Consider the following 26,925-nt stretch of genomic DNA (forward strand, 5'->3'; position numbering starts at 1 on the left):
GGAAAAAGCCGCGCATCATACCAGTAGCTTGCGCCAATGACTGCGATCCTCGGCGTTGTTTTGCCATAGTGGGTAGTGGGGCATACTGCGCGCAAGTTTGGGGGTAGATATGTATTGCACAAAGAACAGTGTCGTTTTGCTTCTTGGGTTGTTGGGCGCCCTGCTAACAGGGGCACAAACCGCCTTGGCTGCTCCGGCCCCGCCGTTGAGCGAGGTGAAAATTCTCAAGGTCCAGTCGCCGGTCTGTGGCCTGGAAGACGTATCGGATGGCCGTGAACAGACCCACTGCAATCACGGCGGTGGGACTATCAGGGTTTTCGTGCTGGAGCAGGGTTATGGCCGCAACCCGATTGTCGCGTTGGACGGTTTAGCGGTGAGTGGTAGTAAAACGAGGGTCTGCGCGGCCGCCGGCAATGGTTTGGGGGCGTGTTCCGATTCGGCGAAAATAGTCGGTTATCTCTATATCTTCGATCTGGTCGGCAAACAGGAGGGCACCTTCACCTTCAGTAACACGTCCATCAACGCGCCTGGAAACACCCTGTCAGCGCAGATCTACATCAAGTAATTGCACTCGCCGGACTCTTATAAGGAAAGCTGACTAAGCTTTAAGGATCATTGTGTGGAAACAGCCCATGACCTTTAGAGCCCTGATCACCCTCGCCGAAGGCATCGACGACCTGCAAAGCGTGACCCTGATCGATGTACTGCGCCGCGCCGGGATTGAAGTGGTGGTGGCCAGCATTGAGTCTCGGCGCATGCTCACTTGCGCGCGCGGTACCCGGCTGACGGCCGACGCCATGCTGGTGGATGTGCTGGCACAGCATTTCGACTTGATCGTACTGCCCGGCGGTGTGGTCGGCGTCCAGCACCTGGCGGCCCATCAACCCTTGCTGCAATTGGTTACGGACCAGGCTGCGGCCGGACGTCTGTTCGCCGGCATCGCCGAAGCCCCGGCGCAGGCCTTGCAGACTTATGGCGTTCTGCGCCAGCGGCGCATGACCTGCCTGCCAACAGCCAGCCATCAGTTGTCCGGCTGTAACTTCATCGACCAACCGGTCGTCGTCGACGGCAATTGCATCACCGCCCAAGGCTCCGGCGCGGCGCTGCCGTTTGCGCTGACACTGGTTGAGCAACTCTGCGGCAAGGCCAAGCGAGCGGCGTTGGCGGGGGAGTTGGTGGTTTAACCGCGAAGGGCTCCTCAGGCGTTGGTTTCGACACTCGCGACCGCATGCATGCGGTCGCGTTTGGCCAGTGTCGGAAACAGTTTGATCCATGCACCGGTGACCATCAGCGTACCGATCCCACCGAGCACCACAGCCGGCACGGTACCGAACCAATGGGCGGTCACGCCGGATTCGAATTCACCCAACTGGTTCGAGGCACCGATGAACAGGCCGTTCACGGCGCTGACCCGGCCGCGCATTTCGTCCGGGGTTTCCAGTTGCACGAAGGAGGCGCGGATCACCATGCTGATCATGTCAGCGGCGCCCAGCACCACCAGGACCGCGAGGGAGAACCAGAATGAGGTCGATAAGCCAAAGGCAATGGTCGCAACGCCGAATACGGCAACGGCGGTGAACATGATTCGCCCGACGTTGCGCTCTACGGCAAAGCGCGCCAGCCACAGCGACATCAGCAAGGCGCCGACAGCAGGGGCCGAGCGCAGTAACCCCAGGCCCCATGGCCCGGTGAGCAGGATGTCTTTGGCGAACACCGGCAGCAATGCTGTCGCCCCCCCCAGCAGTACGGCGAACAGGTCCAGGGAAATCGCCCCGAGAATGTCCGGCCGACTGCGAATGAAGCGAATCCCGGCCAGCAGCGAGTCCAGCGTCGCCTTGCCTTTGTTCAGCGGTGTCTGTCGGGCGGGCAGGTTGAGCATCAGCAGGCAGGCAATGATGTACAAAATCACGGTGGGGCCGTAAACCCAGACGCTGCCGAAGGCATAGAGCAAACCGCCCAGAGCCGGCGCGACAATGGTGGCCGATTGTTGGGCTGACTGCGACGCGGCAACGGCTCGCGGGAACAGTGCACCGGGGACGATGGTCGGCAGCAACGCTTGAGTTGTCGGCATTTCGAACGAGCGGGCGGCACCCAGCAGGAAGGCGAGGATGAAGATCATTTCCCGGGTGACGTTGTCGGTGACACTGCCGATCACCAGGGCCAACGCGATCAATGCTTGCAGGGACTGACAGATGGCTGCGATTTTGCGCCGGTCATAACGGTCCGCCACATGCCCGGTGTGGAGCATGAACAGCACCCTCGGGGCGAACTCCACCAGCCCGACCCAACCGAGGTCCAGGACATTGCCGGTCAGTTGATAGAGGTTCCAGCCAATGGCCACGGTCAGCATCTGGAAACCACTGGCGGTAAACACCCGAGCAAGCCAGAACGCGATAAAAGGGCGGTGATGACGCAACAGAAGGGGGGCTTGGCTAGGCATCTGAAAGGCAGGTCTGTGCGGGGGGAAAACGAGACTATCACCAAGCTGTAACCATTGGTTGCCATGGCCGAAAATATCGTTAGCCAAGCATCTATTTCAACAATGGCGACATTCCCTCTGACGAGGGGGCAAACCCCTCACCCCTGAGTCCGGTGAGGCAACCTGTCACGCGACAAACGACCACACAGTCCAGGCCTGAAAATGGGACTACTCTTTGAACGTTGATTGATCCAGATCAATTCCTTTTCCGGAACTGATCTGGCGGCCAGATGGCCAGAATCCCTGCGTTGTGATGGTTTAGAAAAAACGAATTTGAATTCGCCACGCGCCATATCCGTGGGGGCAGTGGGTGCAGGCCTCCAGCCGGCAGCCGGTATTACCTGACAGAGGAAGACTTATGTTCGGTTTGGAGGCACTTGATCTCGCCCGAATTCAGTTCGCGTTTACCATCTCGTTCCACATCCTGTTTCCAGCCATCACTATTGGTCTGGCGAGTTACCTGGCGGTGCTCGAAGGCCTGTGGCTGAAGACGCACAACGATACCTACCGCGATCTGTACCACTTCTGGTCGAAGATCTTTGCCGTCAACTTCGGCATGGGTGTGGTTTCCGGGCTGGTCATGGCCTATCAGTTCGGCACCAACTGGAGCCGCTTCTCCGACTTTGCCGGGTCTGTCACCGGGCCGCTGCTGACCTATGAGGTGCTCACGGCGTTCTTCCTCGAGGCTGGTTTCCTCGGCGTCATGCTGTTCGGCTGGAACCGGGTCGGGCGCAAGCTGCACTTCTTCGCAACCGTCATGGTGGCCATCGGTACGCTGATATCGACCTTCTGGATCCTGGCTTCCAACAGCTGGATGCAAACCCCGCAAGGTTTCGAAATCATTGACGGTCGGGTGATTCCGGTTGACTGGCTGGCGGTGATTTTCAACCCGTCTTTCCCCTACCGTCTGATGCACATGGCCACGGCGGCCTTTGTCGCTACCGCCTTCTTCGTCGGTTCGTCCGCTGCCTGGCACCTGCTGCGCGGCCGTGACAACCCGGCAATCCGCACGATGCTGTCGATGGCGATGTGGATGGCGCTGGTCGTGGCGCCGATCCAGGCGGTTATCGGTGACTTCCACGGCCTCAATACCCTCGAGCATCAACCGGCTAAAATCGCCGCGATCGAGGGCCATTGGGAGAATGTCGGCAATGAGCCGACTCCGTTGATCCTGTTCGGCTGGCCGGACATGAAAGCCGAGAAGACCCGTTTTGCCGTAGAAATCCCTTATTTGGGCAGCCTGATCCTGACCCACTCGCTGGACAAACAAGTGCCGGCGCTCAAGGACTTCCCACCTGAAGACCGACCGAATTCGAGCATTGTTTTCTGGTCGTTCCGGGTCATGGTCGGGCTGGGTATGCTGATGATCTTCACCGGGTTGTGGAGCCTGTGGCTGCGCAAACGCGACACCCTGTATTCGTCTCGTCCGTTCCTGTATCTGGCGCTGTGGATGGGGCCGTCCGGTCTGATCGCGCTCCTTGCCGGCTGGTTCACCACCGAGATCGGGCGCCAGCCGTGGGTGGTCTACGGATTGATGCGCACGGCAGATGCCTCGTCGGGGCATAGCTTGACGCAGATGAGTATCACCCTTGCCTTGTTCGTCGTGGTGTATTTCTCGCTGTTTGGCGTGGGTCTGGGCTACATGATGCGTCTGGTGCGCAAAGGACCGGTGCTCAACGAGGGGGCCGAAGCAAGCCACGGTGGTCCTGGCCAGAAACGTACACCAGCGCGTCCGCTTTCCGCTGCTGATGATGATGGCGATCACAGCGACAGCCTGAACAAGGGGAACTGAGTCATGGGTATTGATCTTCCGCTGATCTGGGCCGTGATCATCATCTTCGGCATCATGATGTACGTGGTTATGGATGGGTTCGACCTGGGGATCGGAATCCTTTTCCCCTTCGTCAAGGAGGACCGCGATCGCGACGTGATGATGAACACCGTCGCGCCGGTCTGGGACGGTAACGAAACCTGGCTGGTGCTGGGCGGCGCCGCACTCTTCGGGGCCTTTCCGCTGGCCTACTCGGTGGTGCTCTCGGCGCTGTACCTGCCGTTGATCCTGATGCTGATCGGGTTGATTTTCCGCGGCGTTGCCTTCGAATTCCGCTTCAAGGCCAAGGACGACAAGCGACACCTCTGGGACAAGGCCTTTATCGGCGGCTCACTGACGGCGACCTTCTTTCAGGGCGTGGCGCTGGGGGCTTTCATCGATGGCATTCCGGTGGTCAACCGCCAGTTCGCCGGCGGTTCGCTGGATTGGTTCACGCCCTTCACACTGTTCTGCGGTGTGGCACTGGTGGTCGCCTATGCTTTGCTCGGCTGCACCTGGCTGATCATGAAGACTGAAGGCAAGCTGCAGGAGCAGATGCATAATCTTGCGCGACCGTTGGCGTTCGTCTTGTTGGCGGTAATCGGCATTGTCAGTATCTGGACCCCGCTGGCCCATGTCGAGATCGCGGCACGCTGGTTTACCTTGCCGAACCTGTTCTGGTTCCTGCCGGTGCCGATTCTGGTATTGGTGACCCTGTACGGTTTGATCCGCGCCGTGGCCCGCAATGCGCATTACACGCCGTTCCTGTTGACCCTGGTGCTGATCTTTCTCGGCTACAGCGGTCTGGGCATCAGCCTGTGGCCGAACATCGTGCCGCCGTCGATATCGATCTGGGACGCCGCGGCGCCGCCGCAAAGCCAGGGATTCATGCTGGTCGGCACGTTATTCATCATCCCGTTCATCCTGGGTTACACCTTCTGGAGCTATTACGTGTTCCGCGGCAAGGTCACCCATGAAGACGGTTATCACTAGGTGTAGGAGCGAGCTTGCTCGCGATGGCGTGTTCTTGGGCACCATCAAACCCCCAGAGAGGATTTCAGGTAATGACCGGCAAACACTCCTTGCAGGAAATCGAACAGGCGGAAAAGAAACCGCTCTGGCACAGGCTTGGCTGGCTGGCGGTGATCTGGACCGGCAGCGTGCTGACCCTGGCGATCGTCGCCAGCCTGATGCGCATGTTCATGAACGCCGCCGGCCTGACCACACACTGAAATTCGCGACACCCATTCCCATCCCGTTGCCTTGCGGCACGGATTTATAACCCTCCTGACGGAGGGTTTTTTTTGCGTGGGATTCGAGCGTTATTTACGCGCTTTGAGAATCACGAACTTGGGCGTGGCCGCTACTTGTTCGACGCCACGGAACAATCGGGCGAGTTTGCTGTGATAGCCCAGATGACGATTGCCGACGATATACAACGCGCCGCCGACCACCAGCGCCTCACGAGCTTGTTGGAACATCCGCCAGGCAAGGAAATCACCGACCACCTGTTGCTGGTGAAACGGCGGGTTGCATAACACGACGTCAAGCGATTGCGGCTCTTGCCCGGCCAGGCCGTCGCCAGCGCGGACAATCACTGCGCGCTCACCGAGTGCCGCGCGCCAGTTTTCGGCCGCCGATTGCACCGCCATGAATGATTCATCCACCAGCGTGTACTGAGCCTGAGGGTTTTGCAGCGCGCTGGTGATGGCCAGCACCCCGTTACCGCATCCCAGGTCGGCGACCCGCGCACTGCCAAGGTTTTTCGGCAAGTGTGGGAGAAACGCCCGCGTGCCGATATCCAGACCTTCGCGGCAGAACACATTGGCATGGTTCAACAATTCGATCGCAGGCTCCTCGAGGGTGTAGCGAGTCGGGTAAGGCGATACGGCTGGTTTTTTGCTCTCGGGTGTGGCGATCAGCAGGCGGGCTTTTTTCACCGCCAGCGAAGCTTGTACCGGGCCAATATAGCGTTCCAGAAGATCGCCGGCGGCGCGTGGCAGGTGTTTGACCATGGCGGCCGCAATCACCTGCGCACCGGGGGCCAGTTGGTCTTGCAGGCGAATCAGCTGTTCTTCCAGCAAGGCCAGGGTTTTCGGCACCCGGATCAACACCCGGTCGAACGGTCCGGTCAGGTTTTCGCTGGCGGGCACGATCGGCACGGCATCGAAGGCCTGGCCGTTACGCACCAGGTTCTTCTCCAGTGCCAGGGTGGCGAGAAACGAGTCGCTGCTGCTAGTGACCTGTACTTGCCCGACCAGGCTGGCTGCCAGAGCGCCAAAGCTGTCGTTGAGCACCAATACCCGGATATCCGCTGCCGGCCGTTGCTCGGCCAGATGGTTGAGCAGGAATTCATCAGCCGCGTCGAAGGCCTGTAACGGCTCGTTCTGTTGTTCAGGCTGGCGGATCAGGTCGAGCTGGGCGAAGGGGCTGTCGAGCAGGGGCATGGTGCGGGGACTCTGGGTAATCAACGGGTGTCCCGCAGGGCCTGGGCGGCTTCGATGCTTGCAGGATCGTCTGAGTGGACTGCGTCGCGGTGCTGGGCAACTCGCGTCATCACTCAGATGCGGCCGCAAATGGTACGTTTTTTTCTAATGAATTACTCGCAGGTTTTATCGGCGCGAACAGTGGATAGTTCGGTCTTTGTCTACCGTACGGCAAGGCTCAGAGCCATCCTTTCAGGCTGGCCTGCACCACTGCCGAGATTTTATTGTTGACGCCCATCTTCTTTATTGCGCTGCTCACATGGAAATTCACGGTCCGCTCCGAGAGATTGAGGATGGTTGCGATGTCGGAGGCGGTCTTGCCGTCCGCAGACCATTTCAGGACTTCGGTTTCCCGGGTCGATAAACTGGTCCCGTCACGAAAGTCAGCGTCGGATAGCATCTTCTGCGCGACGATTGAGTGCAGCGTGTGGCTTAGCCAGATAAGTTGGCCTGCCTTCCCGTAGAGCTCCCTGGCAGTGATCGGTTGGTGGCTTCGTGAGAGGCTCAGTACGCTGAAGAATCCACGAAGATCATGCACCGATTGCGACCAGCCATGACGCATCCCATGGGCTTGCGTATCTTCCCAAAAGGCAGGGGTGCCAGAGAACGCGTTGTCATCCCAGAGGATAGGCAAAACCGACTGACTGCAATATTTTACGATCGGATCTATTGCGACATAGTTATGCGCTTCGTATTTTTTGTTCCATTCGTCCGGGTAGTTGTTGATCTTTACAGTGTGTGTCTGAGTACTTTGCGAGTGAGGGCTCACCGCAAATGCGCAGTACTCAAATCCCATCTCGTAAATAAGGCTAAGAGCGACTTCGAATGTGGACTGAATGTCGCTGCCTTGAGTTAATCGCTGTATCTGGGCGTCGGTCCAAATAGTCATTGATTATTCCCCCTGTCGGGCTGTGTAGGGTGTTGCATTGGATCCAAGGAAAACTCGAAAATCGAGTGTAGGATATTTCTTTCGGAAATGGTGAGGACTTTGTTCGAAATTGAACGATTTTATTCTTAGCAAGCTCACAATGTGACATGGCATAAAAATACCCTGCTTCCTCTAATGGTCGGGAAGAGTGAGGGGGGGTTAATAGTGTTGCGATTGTTTAAACCAAACCTGGTTAGTGCAATATATAGTCAGAATCTATCACTACGCTGTCAGTCTAATTCGTTTAAAGATTATGTTGAACGTGTGCCACCCTCATACACACAGCCCGATAACATTACAAATCGCCGGTGTTCCTGGGCTCGGCTTTGCGGGAAACTGGGGTACCTGTTCAATGGAGCGCCCCATGACCGTCAGCGCCGAAAAATTTACCCGCCAAACGTTGCTCGACGTACAACCGCTGACTCCTGGTCTGTTTACGTTGCGCACCACCCGGGATCCGGGCTTCCGTTTCCAGGCCGGGCAATTCGCTCGCCTGGGGGTTACCAAAGCGGATGGCAGTACGGTGTGGCGGGCCTATTCCATGGTGTCTTCACCTCATGACGAGTTTCTTGAATTTTTTTCCATTGTCGTTCCGGGTGGTGAGTTCACCAGTGAGCTGAGTCGTTTGGGGGAGGGCGATACATTATTGGTCGAGCGCCAAGCGTTCGGTTTTCTGACCCTTGACCGCTTTGCCAGTGGCCGTGATCTTTGGTTGTTATCCACAGGTACGGGCGTTGCGCCGTTTTTGTCGATCCTGCAGGACTTTGATGTGTGGGAAAAATTCGAGCGAATCATCCTGGTTTATAGCGTGCGCGAAGCACGAGAGCTGGCCTACCAGGACCTGATAGCCGGACTGGCACAGCGTGAGTACCTGGCTGAGTACGGCCATAAATTGCAGTTCATCGCGACGGTCACCCGCGAGCAGTCTCCGGGAGCCTTGAACGGGCGGATCACCCGGTTGATCGAGAGTGGCGAACTGGAGCGAGCCGCAGGCGTGGAGCTTACGGCCGAGCATTCGCGGGTGATGCTCTGTGGTAACCCGCAGATGATCGATGACACGCGTAGCATGCTTAAAAAGCGTGATATGCAACTGAGCCTGAGTCGCAGGCCCGGACAGGTTGCTGTAGAGAGTTACTGGTAAAAAAACGGCGCCTTGATGGCGCCGTTCTTTATCGCGACAGGAGCGTTCAGGGTCTGTTGTTCTGCGCTTTGAGCAGGTCGCGAATTTCGCCAAGCAGCTCTTCTTCCTTGGTCGGAACCGGCGGCAGGGTTGGCGCAACTGCCTCTTCGCGTTTCAGGCGATTGATTGCCTTCACACCCATGAAAATCGCGAACGCGATAATCAGGAAGTCGATGATGCTCTGGATGAATTTGCCATAGGCCATGACCACTGCCGGAGTGCCGCCCTGAGCCGCTTTGAGCGTGACCGCCAGGTCAGCGAAATCCACCCCACCGATCAGCAGGCCAATGGGCGGCATCACCACGTCACCTACAAATGACGAAACGATTTTGCCGAAAGCCGCGCCGATGATGATACCGACGGCCATGTCGACCACATTACCTTTGACCGCGAAGGCCTTGAACTCACTTAGCACGCCCATAGGTTATTTCCCTGTTACAGATGAGGTTGGTGAGCGCAGTGTAATTCAGCAAAACGCATCTTGCTCGACGCAACTGCTTATAGCGCTCGCAGGCATCGACCTGCCCGGCAGCAAATGGTTTACAACGTGCCCTCAATCGCGCGCGAAGTCCGTGGGGATTCCATTATCGTGATCGTGGCCGAAAAGCTGAAGGGCTGCCCAAGGCCAAAGTCCTCACCTCGAACCAGCCCGGCCGATGCTCACGCATTGCTGCGGGAGGGGGCGCAAGCTTGTCGCAACGCTCTGGATCGCGGGTGGTAATATCGATGACTTATGTCTGGTTGGTTTGTTTTTATGCTCCAAAACAGTAGGCATAAACAGACGGTGTTGTAGTTCAATGGCGGTACGTCAGCAGTTGTCGGAGGAAAGCAGTAGCGCAAGTGCACCTCTAAAAATTGACCGACGCCAAGAATCAAGCTTATGGCAAAAAAGGCTCGTCGCAAAAGAGTTGCTCTAAAGTGCTCATCAAGTTTTCCGGGTAAGTTTGAAGTGGCAGGGCTAAGGTGATGGGCGTTGCGTTAAAGGTGCTTTTCAGTGTGTTGCTTGTACATTGCGCTTTTTAAGTAGCAAGGTTTGTACAAGCTTTAGTTTGGTTTGATGGGCCGGATCGAAGTCTGGACTGATGCGTCAAAACGAAAGTTGTACAACTAGTGCTCAATCGTAATTTGGCTGACCCATTACAGGAAATAGAACACGTTACTAAAACGTCTGGCGAAATGGGTTGATTGAACCTGCCTTGAAGCGACTCAACGTTGGTGTAAACGCAACGGCAAGATTGAAATCCATACGGCGTGCGCCGCGCTGATTGCTGCCAGCTGAGCTATCATCGCGGTTTTTCGTTGGAGTTCTGATGGCCAAGGCAAAGCGCATGTACGGCTGCACGGAGTGCGGCGCAACCTTCCCCAAGTGGGCCGGCCAATGCGGCGAATGCGGCGCCTGGAATACGCTGGTCGAAACCGTGCTGGAAAGCGGTGCGGCCGCGGCTCCCGGCGGACGTACTGGCTGGACCGGGCAGCAGGCTCAGATCAAGACGCTGGCCGAAGTCAGCGTTGAAGAAGTTCCGCGTTTTTCCACGGCATCCGGCGAGCTGGACCGGGTGCTCGGCGGCGGTCTGGTAGACGGTTCGGTGGTGTTGATTGGTGGTGATCCGGGCATCGGCAAGTCGACCATCCTGTTACAAACCTTATGCAGTCTTGCCGCGCGCATGCCGGCGTTGTACGTCACAGGCGAAGAGTCCCAGCAGCAAGTCGCGATGCGCGCCCGTCGCCTGGGACTGCCTCAGGACAAGCTGCGGGTGATGACCGAAACCTGCATCGAAACCATCATTGCTACGGCTCGGGTAGAAAAGCCGAAAGTCATGGTGATCGACTCCATTCAGACCATCTTCACCGAGCAACTGCAATCGGCGCCGGGTGGCGTGTCCCAGGTGCGCGAAAGTGCGGCGTTGCTGGTGCGTTACGCGAAACAGAGCGGTACCGCGATTTTCCTGGTCGGCCACGTCACTAAAGAGGGGGCACTGGCCGGGCCGCGGGTGCTGGAGCACATGGTTGATACCGTGCTGTATTTCGAAGGTGAGTCGGATGGCCGTCTGCGTCTGTTGCGGGCGGTGAAAAACCGCTTCGGCGCAGTCAATGAATTAGGTGTGTTCGGCATGACCGACAAAGGTCTGAAAGAAGTCTCTAACCCGTCGGCGATTTTCCTTACTCGCGCTCAGGAAGAAGTGCCGGGCAGTGTGGTGATGGCCACCTGGGAAGGCACCCGGCCGATGCTGGTGGAAGTCCAGGCACTGGTGGACGACACTCACCTGGCCAACCCGCGTCGGGTAACCCTGGGCCTGGATCAGAATCGACTGGCCATGCTGTTGGCGGTCCTGCATCGACATGGCGGCATTCCGACCCATGATCAGGATGTATTCCTCAACGTGGTCGGCGGGGTCAAGGTATTGGAAACCGCTTCCGACCTGGCGTTGATGGCGGCGGTGATGTCCAGTTTGCGCAACCGGCCTTTGCCCCATGATCTGCTGGTGTTTGGCGAAGTGGGATTGTCCGGTGAAGTGCGACCGGTACCCAGCGGTCAGGAGCGCCTGAAAGAGGCCGCCAAACACGGCTTCAAGCGGGCCATCGTACCCAAGGGCAACGCACCGAAAGAGGCGCCGCCAGGGTTGCAGATTATTGCCGTGACACGCCTTGAGCAGGCATTGGACGCGTTGTTCGAATAAAGACGACTCGGGATACGATCTTTAATGTATCCCGCCTCCAGGCGACTTGCGGCCGGCTCCTGGTTGATCCGTCATGATCAAATCTTGATCAGCGCTCCCAGCTCCCGTTCAAGTACGGCCTGATCGCCCAGATTGAGCTCGATCAAGCGCCGCAGGCGGCTGACAGATTCCAGGTTGATGTACCGGCAGACGAAGCCAAGCTGGCCGTGATCTTCATGGGTAAGCTGTACGTCCATGGCGATCTCGACCTCCTTGCTCAAGTGAATGTCGACGGAAAAAATCTGTTCCTTGTTCCCCTGCCAAGGCTCGGGACGTTCGATCAGCAAGCCCTTGAGTGACAGATCAATCAACTGCACTGGCCAACGATTCCCGCCCTGGCTGAGTTCAGTCGTGGCGTCGAAGGCTATACGTTTGAAGCGGCGGCGATCTGCAGGGTGGTCGCTCATGGCGCAGTCCTCTTGATGTTTGCTGACTATAGACCCGCATCTGTAGAAGCCGCCACCGTCTGTGCTCACTCAGGAGGGGGAAGGGAGCCTTGAAACAAGGCTCCAGACCAATGTCGGGTATGGTCTTTAATGCAAACAGGTCTAAACTCGAGGTGGGTTTCTCTCAAGTCCATCTGGCTGGAAGAAAAAGATGAAAAACAATAATAGCCTGCTACGCCACTTACCCTGGCTGCTGCTGGCAATCGTAGGTGCGTGTGCCTTAGGGGTAGTGGCCTTGCGCCGCGGCGAGGCGATCAACGCCTTGTGGATTGTGGTTGCGGCAGTGGCCATTTATCTGGTTGCTTATCGTTACTACAGTCTGTTTATCGCTAACAATGTGATGCAGCTCGATCCACTGCGGGCCACTCCCGCAGTGCTCAACAACGACGGTCTGGACTATGTGCCGACCAACAAACATGTTCTTTTCGGTCACCACTTCGCAGCCATTGCCGGTGCGGGGCCGTTGGTCGGCCCGGTTCTGGCAGCGCAGATGGGCTACCTGCCCGGCACGCTCTGGCTGATTGCCGGTGTGGTGCTGGCTGGCGCCGTGCAGGACTTCATGGTCCTGTTCATGTCGACCCGCCGCAACGGCCGTTCTTTGGGCGATATGGTCCGTGAAGAAATGGGCCGCATTCCTGGCACCATCGCGCTGTTTGGCTGCTTCCTGATCATGATCATCATCCTCGCGGTGCTGGCGCTGATCGTGGTCAAGGCCTTGGCCGAAAGCCCGTGGGGTATTTTCACGGTGATGGCGACCATCCCGATCGCGATGTTCATGGGCATCTACATGCGCTACATCCGCCCGGGTCGCATCGGTGAAATCTCGCTTGTCGGGGTGTTGCTGTTGCTGGGCTCGATCTGGCTGGGCGGGCAGATTGCCGCCGATCCCGTGTGGGCCAAAGCGTTCAGCTTTACCGGCATCCAGATCACCTGGATGCTGATTGGCTACGGTTTCGTCGCGGCGGTACTGCCGGTCTGGCTGATTCTGGCGCCGCGCGACTACCTCTCAACCTTCCTCAAGATCGGCACCATCATCGCCCTGGCGATCGGCATTCTGATCACCATGCCCGAGCTGAAAATGCCGGCACTGACCCAGTTCACCGACGGTACCGGGCCGGTATGGAAGGGCGGGCTGTTCCCGTTCCTGTTTATCACCATTGCTTGCGGTGCGGTGTCTGGTTTCCACGCGCTGATTGCCTCCGGGACCACGCCGAAACTGCTGGATAACGAAAGCAACGCCCGTTACATCGGTTACGGCGGCATGCTGATGGAATCCTTCGTGGCCATCATGGCCATGGTGGCTGCTTCGGTGATCGAGCCGGGCGTGTACTTCGCGATGAACAGCCCGGCGGCCATTGTCGGCGCTGATGCTGTCTCGGTTGCTCAAGCGGTCAGCAGTTGGGGTTTTGCAATTACCCCGGAAGCGCTGCAAGCGGTGGCCAGGGACATCGGTGAAACCACGGTTCTGGCCCGCGCTGGCGGCGCTCCAACCCTGGCGGTCGGTATCGCACAGATCCTGCACCACGTACTGCCGGGTGAAAACACCATGGCGTTCTGGTACCACTTCGCGATCCTGTTCGAAGCGCTATTCATCCTGACCGCCGTCGACGCCGGTACCCGTGCCGGTCGTTTCATGCTGCAGGACTTGCTCGGCTCTTTCGTTCCGGCTCTTCGGCGCACTGAATCCTGGACCGCCAACCTGATCGCGACCGCCGGGTGCGTGGCGATGTGGGGTTATCTGCTGTACCAAGGCGTGATCGATCCACTGGGCGGCATCAACACCTTGTGGCCGCTGTTCGGTATCTCCAACCAGATGCTGGCCGGTATCGCGCTGATGCTAGCGACTGTCGTACTGATCAAGATGAAACGCCAGCGCTACATCTGGGTGACCTTGCTGCCGGCCGTCTGGCTGCTGATCTGCACCACCACCGCAGGCTTCATCAAGCTGTTCGACGCCAACCCGGCGATCGGTTTCCTGTCCCTGGCCAGGAAATACAGCGATGCGCTGGCCAGCGGTCAGATCCTCGCCCCGGCCAAGGACATCACCCAGATGCAGCATGTGATCTACAACGCGTACACCAATGCGACACTGACGGCGCTGTTCCTGTTTGTGGTATTCAGCATCCTGTTCTATGCCCTCAAGGTCGGTGTTTCGTCCTGGGGCAGCAAAGAGCGCACGGACAAAGAAACGCCATTCCAGGCCCAGCCGGAAGCGTAATAGAGGGTTGCAGCCATGTTCAATGACCTGAGTCGCCTCGGTAAGTACCTCGGTCAGGCCGCGCGCCTGATGGTCGGCATGCCCGACTACGACACCTACGTCGAGCATATGCAAACCAAACACCCGGACAAGCCGGTGATGAGCTACGAGGCGTTCTTTCGCGAACGCCAGGAGGCTCGCTACGGAGGCAAGGGCGGTCCGAAATGCTGTTGAAATACGGCGTTTAAGCAACACACCACTGTAGGAGCACGGCTTGCCGGCGATTGCGATCCTCTGGACGTCATCGCCGGCAAGCCGTGCTCCTACAGTTTTTTCTGCATATGGGAGATCTTCGTTTTGCTACCCACCATCCCCGTCACGGTCCTTAGCGGCTTTCTCGGCGCCGGCAAAACCACGCTGTTGCGCCATTTGCTCAAGGCCGAACACGGCTTGAAAATCGCTGTGATTGAAAACGAATTCAGCGACGCCAACATAGACGCCGAGCTGCTGGGCGATGAGCCAGTGCAAGTCATGACCCTGTCCAACGGTTGCGTCTGCTGCACCATTCACACCGATCTGACCAAGGCGCTGTACTTGTTATTGGAGCGTCTGGACAGCGGAGAAATCGCCTTCGACCGGCTGGTGATCGAATGCACTGGTCTGGCGGATCCGGCGCCGGTGGCGCAAACCTTCTTCATTGATGAGGAACTGCGCGAACGCTATATCCTCGACGGCATCATCACACTGGTTGATGCGGCGCACGCTGAACATCACCTGACCCAGACGATTGCCCAGGCACAGATCGGTTTTGCCGATCGCTTGCTGGTGAGCAAAACCGATCTGGTGGACGAGGCGACGTTTGAGGCACTGAGCGAACGTCTGACCCGGATCAATCGTCGCGCGCCGATCCGCGTGGTCGAACACGGCAAGATCGATCTGGCCGAGTTGCTCGATGTGCGTGGCTTCAATCTCAACGCCGACCTCGGCGGCGGTGTAAGCCTGCGCCCGGTGAGCAAGGCGCCTTCCATCGACCGCATCTCCAGCCTGGTGCTACGCACCGACAAGCCGCTGGATATCGACAAACTCAGCGAGTTCATGAACGAGCTGCTGGAAGACCATGGTAAGCAACTGTTGCGTTACAAAGGCGTGTTGAACATTGCCGGCGAACCGCGGCGCATGGTGTTTCAGGGCGTGCTGAAGTTGTATGGCTTCGATTGGGACGCCGAGTGGGCCGAGGATGAAGCGCGCGAGAGCGTGATCGTGTTTATCGCCGATGAATTGCCGGAAGAGAAAATCCGCGCAGGGTTTGCGCGAGTGGCGGCTGAGTAAGGTCGAATATTTCCAGCGTGTTTGAGACCGCTATCGCGAGCAGGCTCGCTCCCACACTAGATCACCTGTGAACACAATATTTGTGAACACCACCAATCCAATGTGGGAGCGGGCTTGCTCGCGAAGGCGATCTAACCGGCAACACGATTTCAACTAGACGCTAGCCCTGAGTTCAGCAGTTTCTCCTCAAGATGATCCAGATGCAGGGTCATCAACCCCTCGGCAGCCTTGGCATCCCCGCGCTCCACTGCCTCGACAATCGCCGCATGCTCCTGCCACGCACAATGACTGCACGACTGTTCTTCGTAGCAGGCGATAGCCAGTGAAGTCAGCGGCACCAGGCTTCCGAGAAATTGGGCCAGCGGTGCATTGCCGGCGACTTGCGCGAGTTGCAGATGGAACTCACCCGACAGGCGAATCGCCGACCCGCGTTGGTTTTGTTCGATGCAGCGGCGTTCGCGGTCGATCAATTCGCGTAACTGCGGTAGGTGCCGGGAAGTTGGTTGTTGGCAGGCCAGTCGCACCAGGGTGGTTTCTGTCAGCCTTCGGGCGTGGAGTATCTGGCGAGTTTGTTCGGCATCGGGGGCCGCGACTTGCGGGCGATGATTGGGCCGCAGAATGATCACCTGCTGATGAGACAATCGCGCCAGTACCTGGCGGATGATACTGCGGCTGACACCGAATGCCTGGCCAAGGCTTTCTTCGGTGAATCGGCTGGCCGGGGCAATGCGTTGTTCGAGAATGGCGTCGAAAATCTGCGGATAGATGTCGTCGACGCAACGCTTTTTTTCGCTCTGGCGGCGCAGGGGCAGGGCGGCAGAAATCGAGAAAACGGGATTCTTCAAGGCGTAGGAACTCATGGCCTGTCTCCAGTCCGGTTGCCGATAGGGTTTTTTCTACTACAGCTATTAGCCCAGATTGTCGTCCGGGATGTTCAGTTCAATGCCCATGCGTTTCCCTTCCTGAAGGATGTGCCGGCGCATTTCGGCGCTGGCCAGGGCGCTGTTTTTGCTGCGGATCGCACGCACCACGGTTTCGTTTTCTTCCAGGCGCTCGGCCAAATGCTCCGGCGAATTGCGCAGCATCTCGGCGCTCTGTTTGAGCGCGTTGCTGGTTTGCTGCACGACGTTCTGGAAGATCGGGTTCGATGTCAGGGTGAACAGCTCTTCGTGGAAGTCGATGTAGGCGTTCATCCCGGCTTCGCTGTCATTGGCTTCGAGGGCTTCGCGCATGTCCATCAGCGTCAGGCGCAGTTGGCCGATTTCCTTGCTGCTGATGGACTGGGCAACCAAGCCAACGATGAAGGGTTCAAGGGTGTAGCGCAGTTGCAGAACATCCTCGAGGCTGGCACCGGCCACACCGCTATGGGTGGCTTGAGCGTCATTGCGCGTGGCCTCAAGCACGACGACGCCTTTGCCGGGCATGGAGCGCACCAGCCCGAGGGTTTCCAGAACGATCACCGCTTCGCGCAGGCTTGGTCGGCTGATACCCAGTTGTTCGGCCAGTTCGCGTTGCCCCGGCAACATCTCACCGCAGCTCCACTGCCCACGCGCCAACGCGGCGCGAAGCTTTTCAACCACTGAATTTACAACTGTCGACGAGGTGATCACTGTTCGCTCCATGAGAGACGGTAAAGCGTTGATTGTTGTGCCTGCCAGTGACAGGCACAAGGTTCGGTCAAAATTCTTGCTGATGAGCTGGGGGCGTGGTTCTACGTGGCTGGAAGGTGTAACCCTGCTCACCTGCCAGTACCTTGTTGGCGCGCTGGATATCGATATCTTTTTCCCAGCGAGCGATGGCCACCGTGGCGACGCAGTTACCGATCAGGTTGGTCAGTGCCCGACCGATGCCCATGAACCAGTCCACCGCCAAGACCAGCACCAAGCCCACCACCGGAATCGCCGGGATCGCGGTCAGGGTCGCCGCCAGAATCACCAGTGCCGAGCCGGGAATGCCGTGGGCACCTTTTGAAGTGATCAGCGAGACCAGCAGGATCGTCAGCAAATCGGTCATGGCTAGCGGCGTACCGGTGGCATTGGCGATGAACACGATGGCCAGGGTCAGGTAGATCGAAAAACCATCGAGGTTGAACGAGTATCCAGTGGGAATCACCAGACCCACCGTCGAACTGCCGATGCCCAGATGCTCAAGTTTGCGCATGATTTGCGGCAGCACGGCGTCGGAGGAGGCGGTACCCAGAACGATCAGCAACTCTTCGCGCAGGTACTTGAGAAACGGCAGCATCCGTAGGCCGGAAAGACGCATCACCAGACCCAGGATCAATGACACGAACACAGTACACGTCAGGTAGAACAGACCGATCAGACTGCCCAGGTGTTGCAGTGAGTCCACGCCATATTTGCTGGTGGTGAAGGCAATCGCACCAAACACACCAATCGGTGCCAGACGTACGATCATGCCCATGATGCGGAAGATCACATGGCTAAGCTCGTTGATCAGTCGCGAGATTCCCGAAGCCGCCTCACCCACCAGGTTCAGCGCGCTGCCGAACAACACCGAAAACAGCAGCACTTGCAGGATGTTGTTGTCGGCGAATGCACCAATCACCGAGGTCGGAATCAGATCCATCAGGAACTGGGTGGTGCTGTGCATGTGCTGGCCACGCTGGGCGATGTCACCCATGTCGGCAGCGGAAAGCTGATCCAGATGAATGTTCGCACCGCTGCCGATGCCGGTGCTGAAAGCGAACACCAGACCGATCACCAAGGCGATGGTGGTCAACACTTCGAAGTAAATCACCGACTTGAGGCCGATGCGCCCGACCTTTTTCAGGTCGCCGGCGCCGGAAATGCCGCTGACTACCACGCAGAAAACGATCAGGCCGATGAGCATTTTGATCAGTTTGATAAAGCCGTCGCCGAGAGGTTTTAACTGGGCGGAGTATTCGGGAAGGGTCAGTCCGCAGACGATGCCAAGCACCAGGCCAAGGACAACTTGAAGGAAGATTGAACGCGAGCACCATCTGAGCATGGGAGGAATCCTGGTGAGTGTCCTGGTTGCTGTGCGCAAGGTGCATCAGATTCAGGACTTAATTATTGTGGTCTTACCGGTATGTCCAGTGCAGGCGCAGTTTAGGCGCTGTTTTTAGGTGATCGCAAGCAGAAAATGATGAATTGGCTTTACCGGTCTTACCAGTTGGGTGGCGATGCCCGGGCTTGAGCTGTTTTACAGGCGAAAAAAAACCGGCCATCACTGACCGGTTTCTTTGTGTTGCGGTTAAGCGGGCTGATTAAGCGCCGTATACCGGCAGCTTTTTGCAGATGGCCTTGACCTTCTCGCGAACGGCGTCGATGACGGCGTCGTTGTTCAGGTCTGCCAGGATGTCGCAGATCCAGCCGGCCAGCTCTTTGCACTCAGCCTCTTTGAAGCCACGAGTAGTGACTGCAGGTGTACCGAAACGCAGGCCGGAGGTGACGAACGGGGAACGTGGATCGTTCGGGACCGAGTTCTTGTTCACGGTGATGAAAGCCTTGCCCAGAGCGGCGTCGGCATCTTTACCGGAGATTTCCTGTTTGATCAGGGACAGCAGGAACAGATGGTTTTCAGTACCGCCAGACACCACGTCGAAACCGCGCTCGATGAACACACCGGCCATGGCCTGGGCGTTCTTGACCACTTGTTGCTGATAGATCTTGAACTCAGGCTGCAGCGCTTCTTTGAAGCAGATCGCCTTGGCGGCGATCACGTGTTCCAGCGGGCCACCCTGGGCGCCCGGGAATACGGCGGAGTTCAGCTTCTTCTCGATGTCGGCGTTGGCGCGAGCCAGGATCAGGCCGCCACGTGGACCGCGCAGGGTCTTGTGAGTGGTGGTGGTCACGACGTCAGCAAATGGAACCGGGTTCGGGTAGACGCCAGCAGCGACCAGACCGGCTACGTGAGCCATGTCGACGAACAGGTAGGCGCCGACCTTGTCAGCGATTTCACGGAAGCGCGGGAAGTCCAGAATCTGCGAGTAGGCAGAGAAACCGGCCACGATCATTTTTGGCTTGTGTTCTACCGCCAGGCGCTCGACTTCGTCGTAGTCGATCAGGCCGTTGCTGTCGATGCCGTACTGCACGGCGTTGTACAGCTTGCCGGAGGAGGAGACGCTGGCACCGTGGGTCAGGTGACCGCCGTGGGCCAGGCTCATGCCCAGGATGGTGTCACCGGCTTGCAGCAGGGCCAGGTAAACCGCGCTGTTGGCTTGGGAGCCGGCGTGCGGTTGAACGTTGGCGTAATCGGCGCCGAACAGTTCTTTGGCGCGGTCGATGGCCAGTTGCTCAACCACGTCAACGTACTCGCAACCGCCGTAGTAGCGCTTGCCTGGGTAGCCTTCGGCGTATTTGTTGGTCAGTACCGAGCCTTGAGCTTCCATCACCGCTGGGCTGGTGTAGTTTTCCGAAGCGATCAGCTCGATGTGTTCTTCCTGGCGCTGAGCTTCTTGCTCCATGGCGGCAAAAAGGTCGGCGTCGTACTTGGCAATAGTCAAATCACGGCTGAACATGGCGGTCCTCAAGGATCGGGGGGGCAGAAAAGGAAGGCATTCTAACCCAATGGGTTTTGTCTGGCATATGAAAGGACATCATGTCGCAGACAAGTGGCTTTCATGAGGGGATTGGCGGCGATCGTGCGGGCCTCATCGCGAGCAGGCTCGCTCCCACTGGGGAACGCATACCAAATGTGGGAAGGGCCGGGCGACGTTCGCTTGCTCGCGATGGGGCCGCCCGCATCACCACAAAATCTCAATCGAACATGAAGAGCGCATCATTGCTGAACTGCGCTTCGAAGCGGTTGGCCGGCATCGGGCGGCCGAACAGGTAACCCTGCACTTCGTCACAACCGTGTTCACGGAGGAAGTCCAGTTGCTCATGGGTTTCCACGCCCTCGGCGATCACCGCCAGGTTCAGGCTGTGGGCCATGGCGATGATTGCCCGGGCGATCTGCGCGTCCTGTTCGCCAGACGGCAGGCCATCAACGAAGGTGCGGTCGATTTTCAGCACATCGATGGGGAACTGCTTCAAGTAGTTCAGTGACGAGTAGCCGGTACCGAAGTCGTCGACCGCGATGCTCAGACCGAGGTTTTTCAGGCCGGCGAGGATCTGCATCGCCTCGCTGACTTCGCGCATCAGAATGCTTTCGGTCAGTTCCAGCTCAAGGCAGGCCGGTGGCAAGCCGATGTCCTTGAGGATGGTGGCGATCCGCGTGCCGAGCTGACCGTCGGAGAACTGCCGGGCCGAGATGTTCACCGAGACTTTCGGTACCCGGACCTTGGCTTGGTGCCAGGTTTTGAGCTGACGGCAGGCCTCGCTGATAACCCAGTCGCCAACATCCACCACCAACCCGAGCTCTTCGAGCACCGGGATAAAGTCTCCCGGCGGCACCAGCCCGCGCCGTGGATGACGCCAGCGCAGCAGGGCTTCGGCGCCGGTCAGGCGTTTGCCGTCGCCGCTGAATTGCGGCTGGTAGTAGAGAACGAATTCATTTTGCTCGAGGGCATGGCGCAAATCGCTTTCCAGTTCCAGGCGTTCCAGGGCGCTGGCATTCATGTCCGCCTGATAGAACTGGAAGTTGTTCTTGCCGCGCTCCTTGGCGTGGTACATCGCAGTGTCGGCGTTCTTCATCAATTGGCTCAGCTCGTTGCCGTCCTGCGGACTCAAGGCAATACCGATACTGGCGGTGACAAAGAATTCCCGGCCTTCGAGCACGAACGGCTTGACCAGGCTGGCGAGGATTTGTTCAGCGACGTGAATGGCTCGATTCAGTGCTATTTCACGGTTGGCCCGCGGTTGCAGGAGCAAGGTGAACTCGTCGCCGCCCATGCGCGCCACAGTGTCGTCATCATCGACGCAGCCGAGCAGGCGTATGGCCATTTCCTTGAGCATGCGATCGCCGGCGGCATGGCCGAGGGAGTCGTTGATCGGTTTGAAGCGGTCAAGGTCGAGGAACATCAGCACGACCCAGGACTTCTGCCGCTCGGCCGATTGCAATGCGCTGTGCAGGCGATCCTGGAACAGTGTGCGGTTGGGCAGGTGGGTCAGGGCGTCGTAATACGCCAGACGGTGGATGCGCTGCTCACTGGCCTTGCGCTCGCTGATGTCGCTGAAGAAGCAGACGTAGCTGGCGAGGTCGCCTTCGTCGTCCAGCACCGCAGTGATTCCGACCCAAGCCGGGTAATGTTCACCGTTGCGTCGCTTGAGCCAGACTTCGCCTTCCCAAGTGCTGTGCTGATGAAGTTGCTTGAGGACATAATGCAGATGAGCTTCTTGCTGATCATCGACGGTCAGCATGTTTGGCAACTGATCGAGGACTTGTGCCACCGCATAACCACTGACGCGGCTGAAGGCCTCGTTGGCCTGGACGATATAGCCGGCCGGGTCGGTGATCAGAATCGCCGAGGTCGAATGCTCGAATACCGTGGCCGCCATGCGCAGATCTTTTTCCGCACGGCGTTGCTGGCTGATGTCACGGCCGACGCCGAGCACACCTTCGAAGGCACCGTGTTCGTCCCACACCAGTACCAGCCGCAATTCGATTGGAATCTTGCGTCCGTCGGCCCGCAGGCAGTCAAAGAGGAATAACTGGGTCTGCACCTGGCTGCGCAATTGAGCAAGCTGTACGGGCTTGTCCAGGGCTTTGCTGACCCGTTCCATCAGCGTGTAGATGCCGGTCAATTGTTGTGGGTTGGCGATGATCGATTGCCAGCCGTTCTGGAAGATCCAGTCGGCGTCATAACCGAGTACGGCCTGTACCGAAGGACTGACGTAATTGAGCGCCAGCGTGCTGTCAGTGGAGAAAATCACGTCGCTGATGCTTTCAGCGAGCATGCGGTAGCGCTGCTCGCTGTCGCGCAGGGATTCGCTGGCTTCGATCTGGTCGGTGATGTCCTTGGCCACGCCGATGATGCGCGTGACCTGATCGTGCTTGTCGCGGGCGAGCGCCTGTTCGCGGATATCGAAACGGCGCCATTGATTGTTGCGGTGGCGGAAGCGCAGTTGGCATTGCATTAATTGCGCGTAACCGGCTTGCCGCTGATCCTGACGCAAACGGTGATAGTGATCGGCGTCTTCGGGGTGTAACAGGATTTCCCAGAAATACTCGCCCATCTGATGCAGCTCGGTCTTGTTGTAGCCCAGCGTCTGGCCCAGATGGTGGTTGCTGTAGATCATGCGTTGGCTGATCACATCCTGCACATACAAATGATCAGGCACGGTGCGCACGACGTCGGACCAGAAGCCCTCACGCTCCAGCAGGGACAATTCGACGAGCTTGCGGCTGGTGATGTCGCTGATACTGAGAATCACCGCCCGGTAGTCGTGCTGCTCTTGCGGCAGGCGCAGTACCAGCCACAGATGCTGGTCATGACCCTGGGCATCCTTGAGCTTGATTTCCTGCTCCAGCTGCTTCTGCTGGTTGAGTACAGCCTCGAGCAACAGGTTACCGATGGCCTTGTTGTCCAGCGGGCTGCCGTCGATCAAGAATTTCCAGGCTTGCTCGCAGGACTCGACCTTGAGCAGTTGCAAGGCAACCTGGTTGACTTCGGTGATGCGCAATTCTTGCAGCAGTTTCTGGCGTTGCTCGGGATTGTTTTCCAGCCAGAGGTACAGCTGTTCGCTGGTCTGCAGTTGAATTTTGTCGAAAAACGCCTGGAGACCGGAAAGGTCGAGCACACACAGGGCAACACCAGTGCCGTCAAAAATGTCCTGATAACGGCGACGCCCTTCATTCGATTGTCGCTGTCGGCGACGCATGTTCAGCAGTGCGATCACCGGCAGAAGGGAGAAGGCCAGCCCCAGCAGGCATTTGCCGATGAAGGCAGGCAACAGTTCATTGAGCACTGCTTGCTTATCGAACAGACCGCGCAGTTGCCAGTCGCTTTTGCTCAAGGGCGCGACCAGGACGCTGTTGGTCAGATCATCCGGGGTCAATACATCTGTTTTGGCGGTCGAAAGGCTAGCCTCGCGACTGATGATTTGATGACTGAGCTGGTTTTGCACCACCCACATCGGCGGCGCCGGTTGATCGGCCGGCTTTGTCAGGGACTGGAAAAATGTCGGCGCCAGTCGCAACACCCAATAACCGTTTGTCGCACCACTGGATGAGGGCAGCAATAGTTGCACTACCGAACCATCGGCTGCGTTGCTATAGAAGTAGCGCTGGGAACGGCTGCGTTTGACCAGCTCGGCGAGCCAGGCATAGTCGTGGCTGTCCGTCGCGCTGTCACTGAGCACTTCGCCGGTCGGCCCCAGCAATGCCACGCTGCGCAGATCCGGGAGTGATAGCTGCAGTTTTTTCAGCAGCGCCTGCTGTTGGTCGATGTGCTGCGGTTGTTCGACGAGCGGTAGCAGGTTAAGAGCAATTTGCGCATTCAACGCCATGTTCAGGCTGACATGATCAGCCAGATCAGCGGTGTAATCGATGGTGTATTGAAGCTGGTGCTTTTGGGTTTGCTTGAGCTGATCGAGCAACTGCCAGAACAGCAGGGCGAGCAGCAGCAATACCAGCGTCGCCAACGCGCCTTTGAGCGTGCCGCGCAGGGTCGAGCCGGGCGCAGAGTTTGATGCGCGCACGGAAGATGGCAGAGTGACGTTGGACAAACTGTGATCCTGCGGATTGGCTGGACTGGCGCGACGTGCACTATAAGCCGGACGCCCGGAGGGCGGCTAGCATGCCTTGAGTTGTGGCAAAGTGCCAGCCTTCGCTGGCTGGACTGAAATCCTTCATTAAGGTAGCTTTGCCGGTTACGCGGGGGCGTTCCAGCTCCTACACTCAGGCTTTTTCCGCGCGCAGGTATTGATTGCGATCAATTGCTGGCACCGCGCATGGCCTGGCTCGAGCTTCGCTCGCGCTTTATTCATCAGTCACTGACGCTAGGTTCTCCATGGCTCAATATGTCTTCACCATGCATCGGCTGAGCAAAGTTGTTCCGCCGAAGCGGGAAATTCTGAAAAACATTTCTCTGTCGTTTTTCCCCGGCGCCAAGATCGGCGTGCTCGGCCTCAACGGTTCGGGCAAGTCCACCCTGTTGAAAATCATGGCGGGCGTCGACACCGAATTCGACGGCGAAGCCCGGCCAATGCCTGAGCTGAACGTTGGTTACTTGCCGCAAGAACCGCAGCTGGATCCGACCAAGACTGTGCGTGAAGTGGTTGAGGAAGCTGTCAGCGTGATCAAGGACGCTCAGGCGCGTCTGGATCAGGTCTATGCCGAATACGCGGATCCGGATGCCGATTTCGACAAGCTGGCCGCCGAACAAGCCAAGCTCGAAGCCATCCTGCAAGCGGGCGATGGTCATAACCTTGATCGCCAACTGGAAGTCGCCGCCGATGCGCTGCGTCTGCCGGCCTGGGATGCGAAGATCGAATATCTGTCCGGTGGTGAAAAGCGTCGTGTGGCCCTGTGCCGACTGCTGCTGTCCGCTCCGGATATGCTGCTGCTCGACGAACCAACCAACCACCTGGACGCAGATTCTGTGGCCTGGCTGGAGCATTTCCTCCACGACTTCCCGGGCACCGTGGTTGCGATCACGCACGACCGGTACTTCCTGGACAACGTCGCTGGCTGGATTCTCGAGCTCGACCGCGGCGCCGGTATTCCTTACGAGGGCAACTATTCGGGCTGGCTGGAAGCCAAGTCCAATCGTCTGGCCCAGGAATCCAAGCAACAGTCGGCCCACGAAAAGGCCATGAAAGACGAGCTGGAGTGGGTACGCCAGGGCGCCAAGGCCCGTCAGTCGAAATCCAAGGCTCGCCTGCAACGCTTCGAAGAAATGCAATCGCAGGAATTCCAGAAGCGCAGCGAAACCAACGAGATCTATATCCCGGCCGGTCCGCGCCTGGGCGACAAGGTCATCGAATTCAAGAACGTTTCCAAGGGCTACGGCGATCGGGTGCTGATCGACAACCTGTCGTTCTCCATGCCTAAAGGCGCGATCGTCGGTGTGATCGGTGGTAACGGTGCCGGTAAATCGACCCTGTTCCGCATGCTGATGGGCAAGGAAACACCGGACTCCGGCACTATTGAAGTCGGTGAGACCGTGCAACTGGCTTGCGTGGATCAGAGCCGCGAGGACCTGGACGGCAGCAAATCGGTATTCCAGGCGATTTCCGATGGCTCCGATCAGATTCGTATCGGCAGCTACGAAATCCCGTCGCGCACCTACGTTGGCCGTTTCAACTTCAAGGGCGGCGATCAGCAGAAGTTCGTCAAGGACCTGTCTGGTGGTGAGCGCGGTCGCTTGCACCTGGCGCTGACCCTGAAAGAGGGGGCGAACGTCCTGTTGCTCGACGAACCGTCCAACGACCTCGACGTTGAAACCTTGCGCTCCCTGGAAGAAGCCTTGCTCGACTTCCCGGGCGCTGCCATTGTGATCTCTCACGATCGGTGGTTCCTTGACCGCGTGGCCACTCACATCCTGGCGTACGAAGACGACTCGCAAGCGGTGTTCTTCGAAGGTAACTACACCGAGTACGAAGCCGATCGTAAAAAGCGCCTCGGCGAAGCGGCCGCCCAGCCACACCGGGTACGCCACAAGAAACTGGCCTGATAAGGTCGGTGGACAAAGAACGGAGCCTTCGGGCTCCGTTTTTTTCGAGCTGAGCACATCAACCTGTGGCAGGCTCGCTTGCCACAGAGAAAACTTCATCCAGGCGTCTAGTGGCCTGTGTGGTTGGTTCTGTTAGTCAACTTCGGCGCCACAAGCCCCTATCCTGCGTTGCTGTTCCTCGCCATAGCGGGCTATGACTCGTCACAGCGCCTTGGCCAGGGACTTCCGGCATCCGAATTTGAACTAACGAACTAACGAACTAACCGTACAGGCCACTAGTCCGGTTCGATGCGGATGATCTCAATCAACTGATCGCCGGCCGGTCGCTTCCACTGCACTTCATCACCGGGCCTGGCGCCAAGCAGCGCACGACCCAGCGGTGAGCCCCAATTGATCAGGCCATGGGCGGCATCGGCCTGGTCTTCACCGACCAATTGCACGCGTTGTTCCACGTTGTGTTCGTCGGCAAAGGTCACCCAACTGCCAATCTGCACTTTCTCGGTTGAAACTGCCGGTGCGACCACCTGAGCGCTTTGCAGGCGTTGATTGAAGTAACGCAGGTCGCGCTCTATATCGGCCTGGCGCTGCTTGTCAGCTCCCTCACCTAGCACCGATTGCTCATTGCGCTGCGCCTGCAGTGCTGCGACTTTGGCCTGGAGCTGAGCCAGGCCTGCGGGGGTGACGTAATTGGGCTGCGCGCTGACCTGCCGTTCTACCGGTTGGTCGGCTTGCGCGGCGGCACGATCTTCATTGACGAAGGCGCGGCTCATGGCATTTCTCCCTTGATGGAGTTTGGGTCATGATCGCAGT

At 58.2% G+C, this 26,925-nt stretch carries 22 protein-coding genes; 11 read left to right on the forward strand and 11 right to left on the reverse strand.

Annotated features, from left to right (window positions below; genetic code table 11):
• Positions 1-109: 109 nt before the first annotated feature.
• Both AC07O1_RS02565 and AC07O1_RS02570 read left to right on the forward strand, forming a co-directional pair.
• Positions 110-565 carry a DUF4879 domain-containing protein gene (locus tag AC07O1_RS02565; RefSeq protein WP_495087827.1) on the forward strand — a complete coding sequence of 152 codons (456 nt, stop codon included), beginning with the start codon at positions 110-112 and terminating at the stop codon, positions 563-565.
• Positions 566-632: 67 nt separating this feature from the next.
• Complete coding sequence (locus AC07O1_RS02570) at positions 633-1,184, forward strand: DJ-1 family glyoxalase III (RefSeq protein WP_495087828.1); 552 nt, start codon at positions 633-635, stop codon at positions 1,182-1,184.
• A 14-nt stretch (positions 1,185-1,198) separates the two neighbouring features.
• Here AC07O1_RS02570 and AC07O1_RS02575 read toward each other — a convergent pair whose 3' ends face one another.
• The gene (locus AC07O1_RS02575) at positions 1,199-2,440 is read right to left on the reverse strand and encodes an MFS transporter (protein WP_494993574.1); all 1,242 of its coding nucleotides are present in this window, start codon (positions 2,438-2,440) and stop codon (positions 1,199-1,201) included.
• Between the two features lie 397 nt (positions 2,441-2,837).
• On the opposite strand from AC07O1_RS02575, the gene AC07O1_RS02580 reads away from it, so the two are divergent.
• From AC07O1_RS02580 to AC07O1_RS02590, 3 genes are all read left to right on the forward strand, one after another.
• On the forward strand, positions 2,838-4,271 hold the full coding sequence (locus tag AC07O1_RS02580; RefSeq protein ID WP_495087829.1) for a cytochrome ubiquinol oxidase subunit I: 1,434 nt from the start codon (positions 2,838-2,840) through the stop codon (positions 4,269-4,271).
• Between the two features lie 3 nt (positions 4,272-4,274).
• Complete coding sequence (gene cydB / locus AC07O1_RS02585) at positions 4,275-5,282, forward strand: cytochrome d ubiquinol oxidase subunit II (protein ID WP_494993576.1); 1,008 nt, start codon at positions 4,275-4,277, stop codon at positions 5,280-5,282.
• A 71-nt stretch (positions 5,283-5,353) separates the two neighbouring features.
• Positions 5,354-5,521 (forward strand): DUF2474 domain-containing protein, encoded by a 168-nt coding sequence (locus AC07O1_RS02590; RefSeq protein WP_494993577.1) that lies wholly within the window; start codon positions 5,354-5,356, stop codon positions 5,519-5,521.
• Between the two features lie 90 nt (positions 5,522-5,611).
• On the opposite strand, the gene AC07O1_RS02595 is transcribed toward AC07O1_RS02590, so the two are convergent.
• Entirely contained in the window at positions 5,612-6,736 is a 1,125-nt protein-coding gene (locus AC07O1_RS02595; protein ID WP_495087830.1) for a methyltransferase, read from the reverse strand.
• Between the two features lie 217 nt (positions 6,737-6,953).
• On the reverse strand, positions 6,954-7,664 hold the full coding sequence (locus AC07O1_RS02600) for an autoinducer binding domain-containing protein (protein ID WP_494993579.1): 711 nt from the start codon (positions 7,662-7,664) through the stop codon (positions 6,954-6,956).
• Between the two features lie 403 nt (positions 7,665-8,067).
• Between AC07O1_RS02600 and AC07O1_RS02605 the strand changes: the two genes are divergently transcribed.
• Positions 8,068-8,844 (forward strand): ferredoxin--NADP reductase, encoded by a 777-nt coding sequence (locus tag AC07O1_RS02605; protein WP_495087831.1) that lies wholly within the window; start codon positions 8,068-8,070, stop codon positions 8,842-8,844.
• 46 nt (positions 8,845-8,890) lie between these two features.
• Here AC07O1_RS02605 and mscL read toward each other — a convergent pair whose 3' ends face one another.
• Positions 8,891-9,304 carry a large-conductance mechanosensitive channel protein MscL gene (gene mscL, locus AC07O1_RS02610; protein WP_495087832.1) on the reverse strand — a complete coding sequence of 138 codons (414 nt, stop codon included), beginning with the start codon at positions 9,302-9,304 and terminating at the stop codon, positions 8,891-8,893.
• 889 nt (positions 9,305-10,193) lie between these two features.
• Between mscL and radA the strand changes: the two genes are divergently transcribed.
• Complete coding sequence (radA, locus tag AC07O1_RS02615; protein ID WP_495087833.1) at positions 10,194-11,561, forward strand: DNA repair protein RadA; 1,368 nt, start codon at positions 10,194-10,196, stop codon at positions 11,559-11,561.
• 77 nt (positions 11,562-11,638) lie between these two features.
• Here radA and AC07O1_RS02620 read toward each other — a convergent pair whose 3' ends face one another.
• Positions 11,639-12,007: a PilZ domain-containing protein gene (locus AC07O1_RS02620; RefSeq protein WP_494993583.1), complete on the reverse strand. Its 369-nt coding sequence runs from the start codon at positions 12,005-12,007 to the stop codon at positions 11,639-11,641.
• A gap of 190 nt (positions 12,008-12,197) precedes the next feature.
• Between AC07O1_RS02620 and AC07O1_RS02625 the strand changes: the two genes are divergently transcribed.
• The 3 genes from AC07O1_RS02625 (at position 12,198) to yjiA (ending at position 15,572) form a co-directional block, all read left to right on the forward strand.
• The gene (locus AC07O1_RS02625; RefSeq protein ID WP_494993584.1) at positions 12,198-14,264 is read left to right on the forward strand and encodes a carbon starvation CstA family protein; all 2,067 of its coding nucleotides are present in this window, start codon (positions 12,198-12,200) and stop codon (positions 14,262-14,264) included.
• A gap of 15 nt (positions 14,265-14,279) precedes the next feature.
• Positions 14,280-14,477: a YbdD/YjiX family protein gene (locus AC07O1_RS02630; RefSeq protein ID WP_010448516.1), complete on the forward strand. Its 198-nt coding sequence runs from the start codon at positions 14,280-14,282 to the stop codon at positions 14,475-14,477.
• Positions 14,478-14,600: 123 nt separating this feature from the next.
• Positions 14,601-15,572 carry a GTPase gene (gene yjiA, locus AC07O1_RS02635; RefSeq protein ID WP_495087834.1) on the forward strand — a complete coding sequence of 324 codons (972 nt, stop codon included), beginning with the start codon at positions 14,601-14,603 and terminating at the stop codon, positions 15,570-15,572.
• A 149-nt stretch (positions 15,573-15,721) separates the two neighbouring features.
• On the opposite strand, the gene AC07O1_RS02640 is transcribed toward yjiA, so the two are convergent.
• The 5 genes from AC07O1_RS02640 to AC07O1_RS02660 all read right to left on the reverse strand — a co-directional run bounded on the left by AC07O1_RS02640 (position 15,722) and on the right by AC07O1_RS02660 (position 24,166).
• Complete coding sequence (locus AC07O1_RS02640; RefSeq protein WP_494993586.1) at positions 15,722-16,432, reverse strand: GntR family transcriptional regulator; 711 nt, start codon at positions 16,430-16,432, stop codon at positions 15,722-15,724.
• 48 nt (positions 16,433-16,480) lie between these two features.
• On the reverse strand, positions 16,481-17,182 hold the full coding sequence (locus tag AC07O1_RS02645; protein WP_495087835.1) for a FadR/GntR family transcriptional regulator: 702 nt from the start codon (positions 17,180-17,182) through the stop codon (positions 16,481-16,483).
• Positions 17,183-17,249: 67 nt separating this feature from the next.
• The gene (locus AC07O1_RS02650) at positions 17,250-18,563 is read right to left on the reverse strand and encodes a C4-dicarboxylate transporter DctA (protein ID WP_495087836.1); all 1,314 of its coding nucleotides are present in this window, start codon (positions 18,561-18,563) and stop codon (positions 17,250-17,252) included.
• A 259-nt stretch (positions 18,564-18,822) separates the two neighbouring features.
• On the reverse strand, positions 18,823-20,076 hold the full coding sequence (gene glyA, locus AC07O1_RS02655) for a serine hydroxymethyltransferase (RefSeq protein ID WP_494993589.1): 1,254 nt from the start codon (positions 20,074-20,076) through the stop codon (positions 18,823-18,825).
• 238 nt (positions 20,077-20,314) lie between these two features.
• Complete coding sequence (locus AC07O1_RS02660; protein ID WP_495087837.1) at positions 20,315-24,166, reverse strand: sensor domain-containing protein; 3,852 nt, start codon at positions 24,164-24,166, stop codon at positions 20,315-20,317.
• Positions 24,167-24,450: 284 nt separating this feature from the next.
• Here AC07O1_RS02660 and ettA point away from each other — a divergent pair, with 284 nt between their 5' ends.
• Entirely contained in the window at positions 24,451-26,115 is a 1,665-nt protein-coding gene (gene ettA / locus AC07O1_RS02665; protein WP_494993591.1) for an energy-dependent translational throttle protein EttA, read from the forward strand.
• 275 nt (positions 26,116-26,390) lie between these two features.
• Here ettA and AC07O1_RS02670 read toward each other — a convergent pair whose 3' ends face one another.
• On the reverse strand, positions 26,391-26,885 hold the full coding sequence (locus AC07O1_RS02670; RefSeq protein WP_495087838.1) for a GreA/GreB family elongation factor: 495 nt from the start codon (positions 26,883-26,885) through the stop codon (positions 26,391-26,393).
• Between the last annotated feature and the right edge of the window lie 40 nt (positions 26,886-26,925).

The organism is Pseudomonas sp. GW821-FHT07G10, assembly GCF_059418545.1.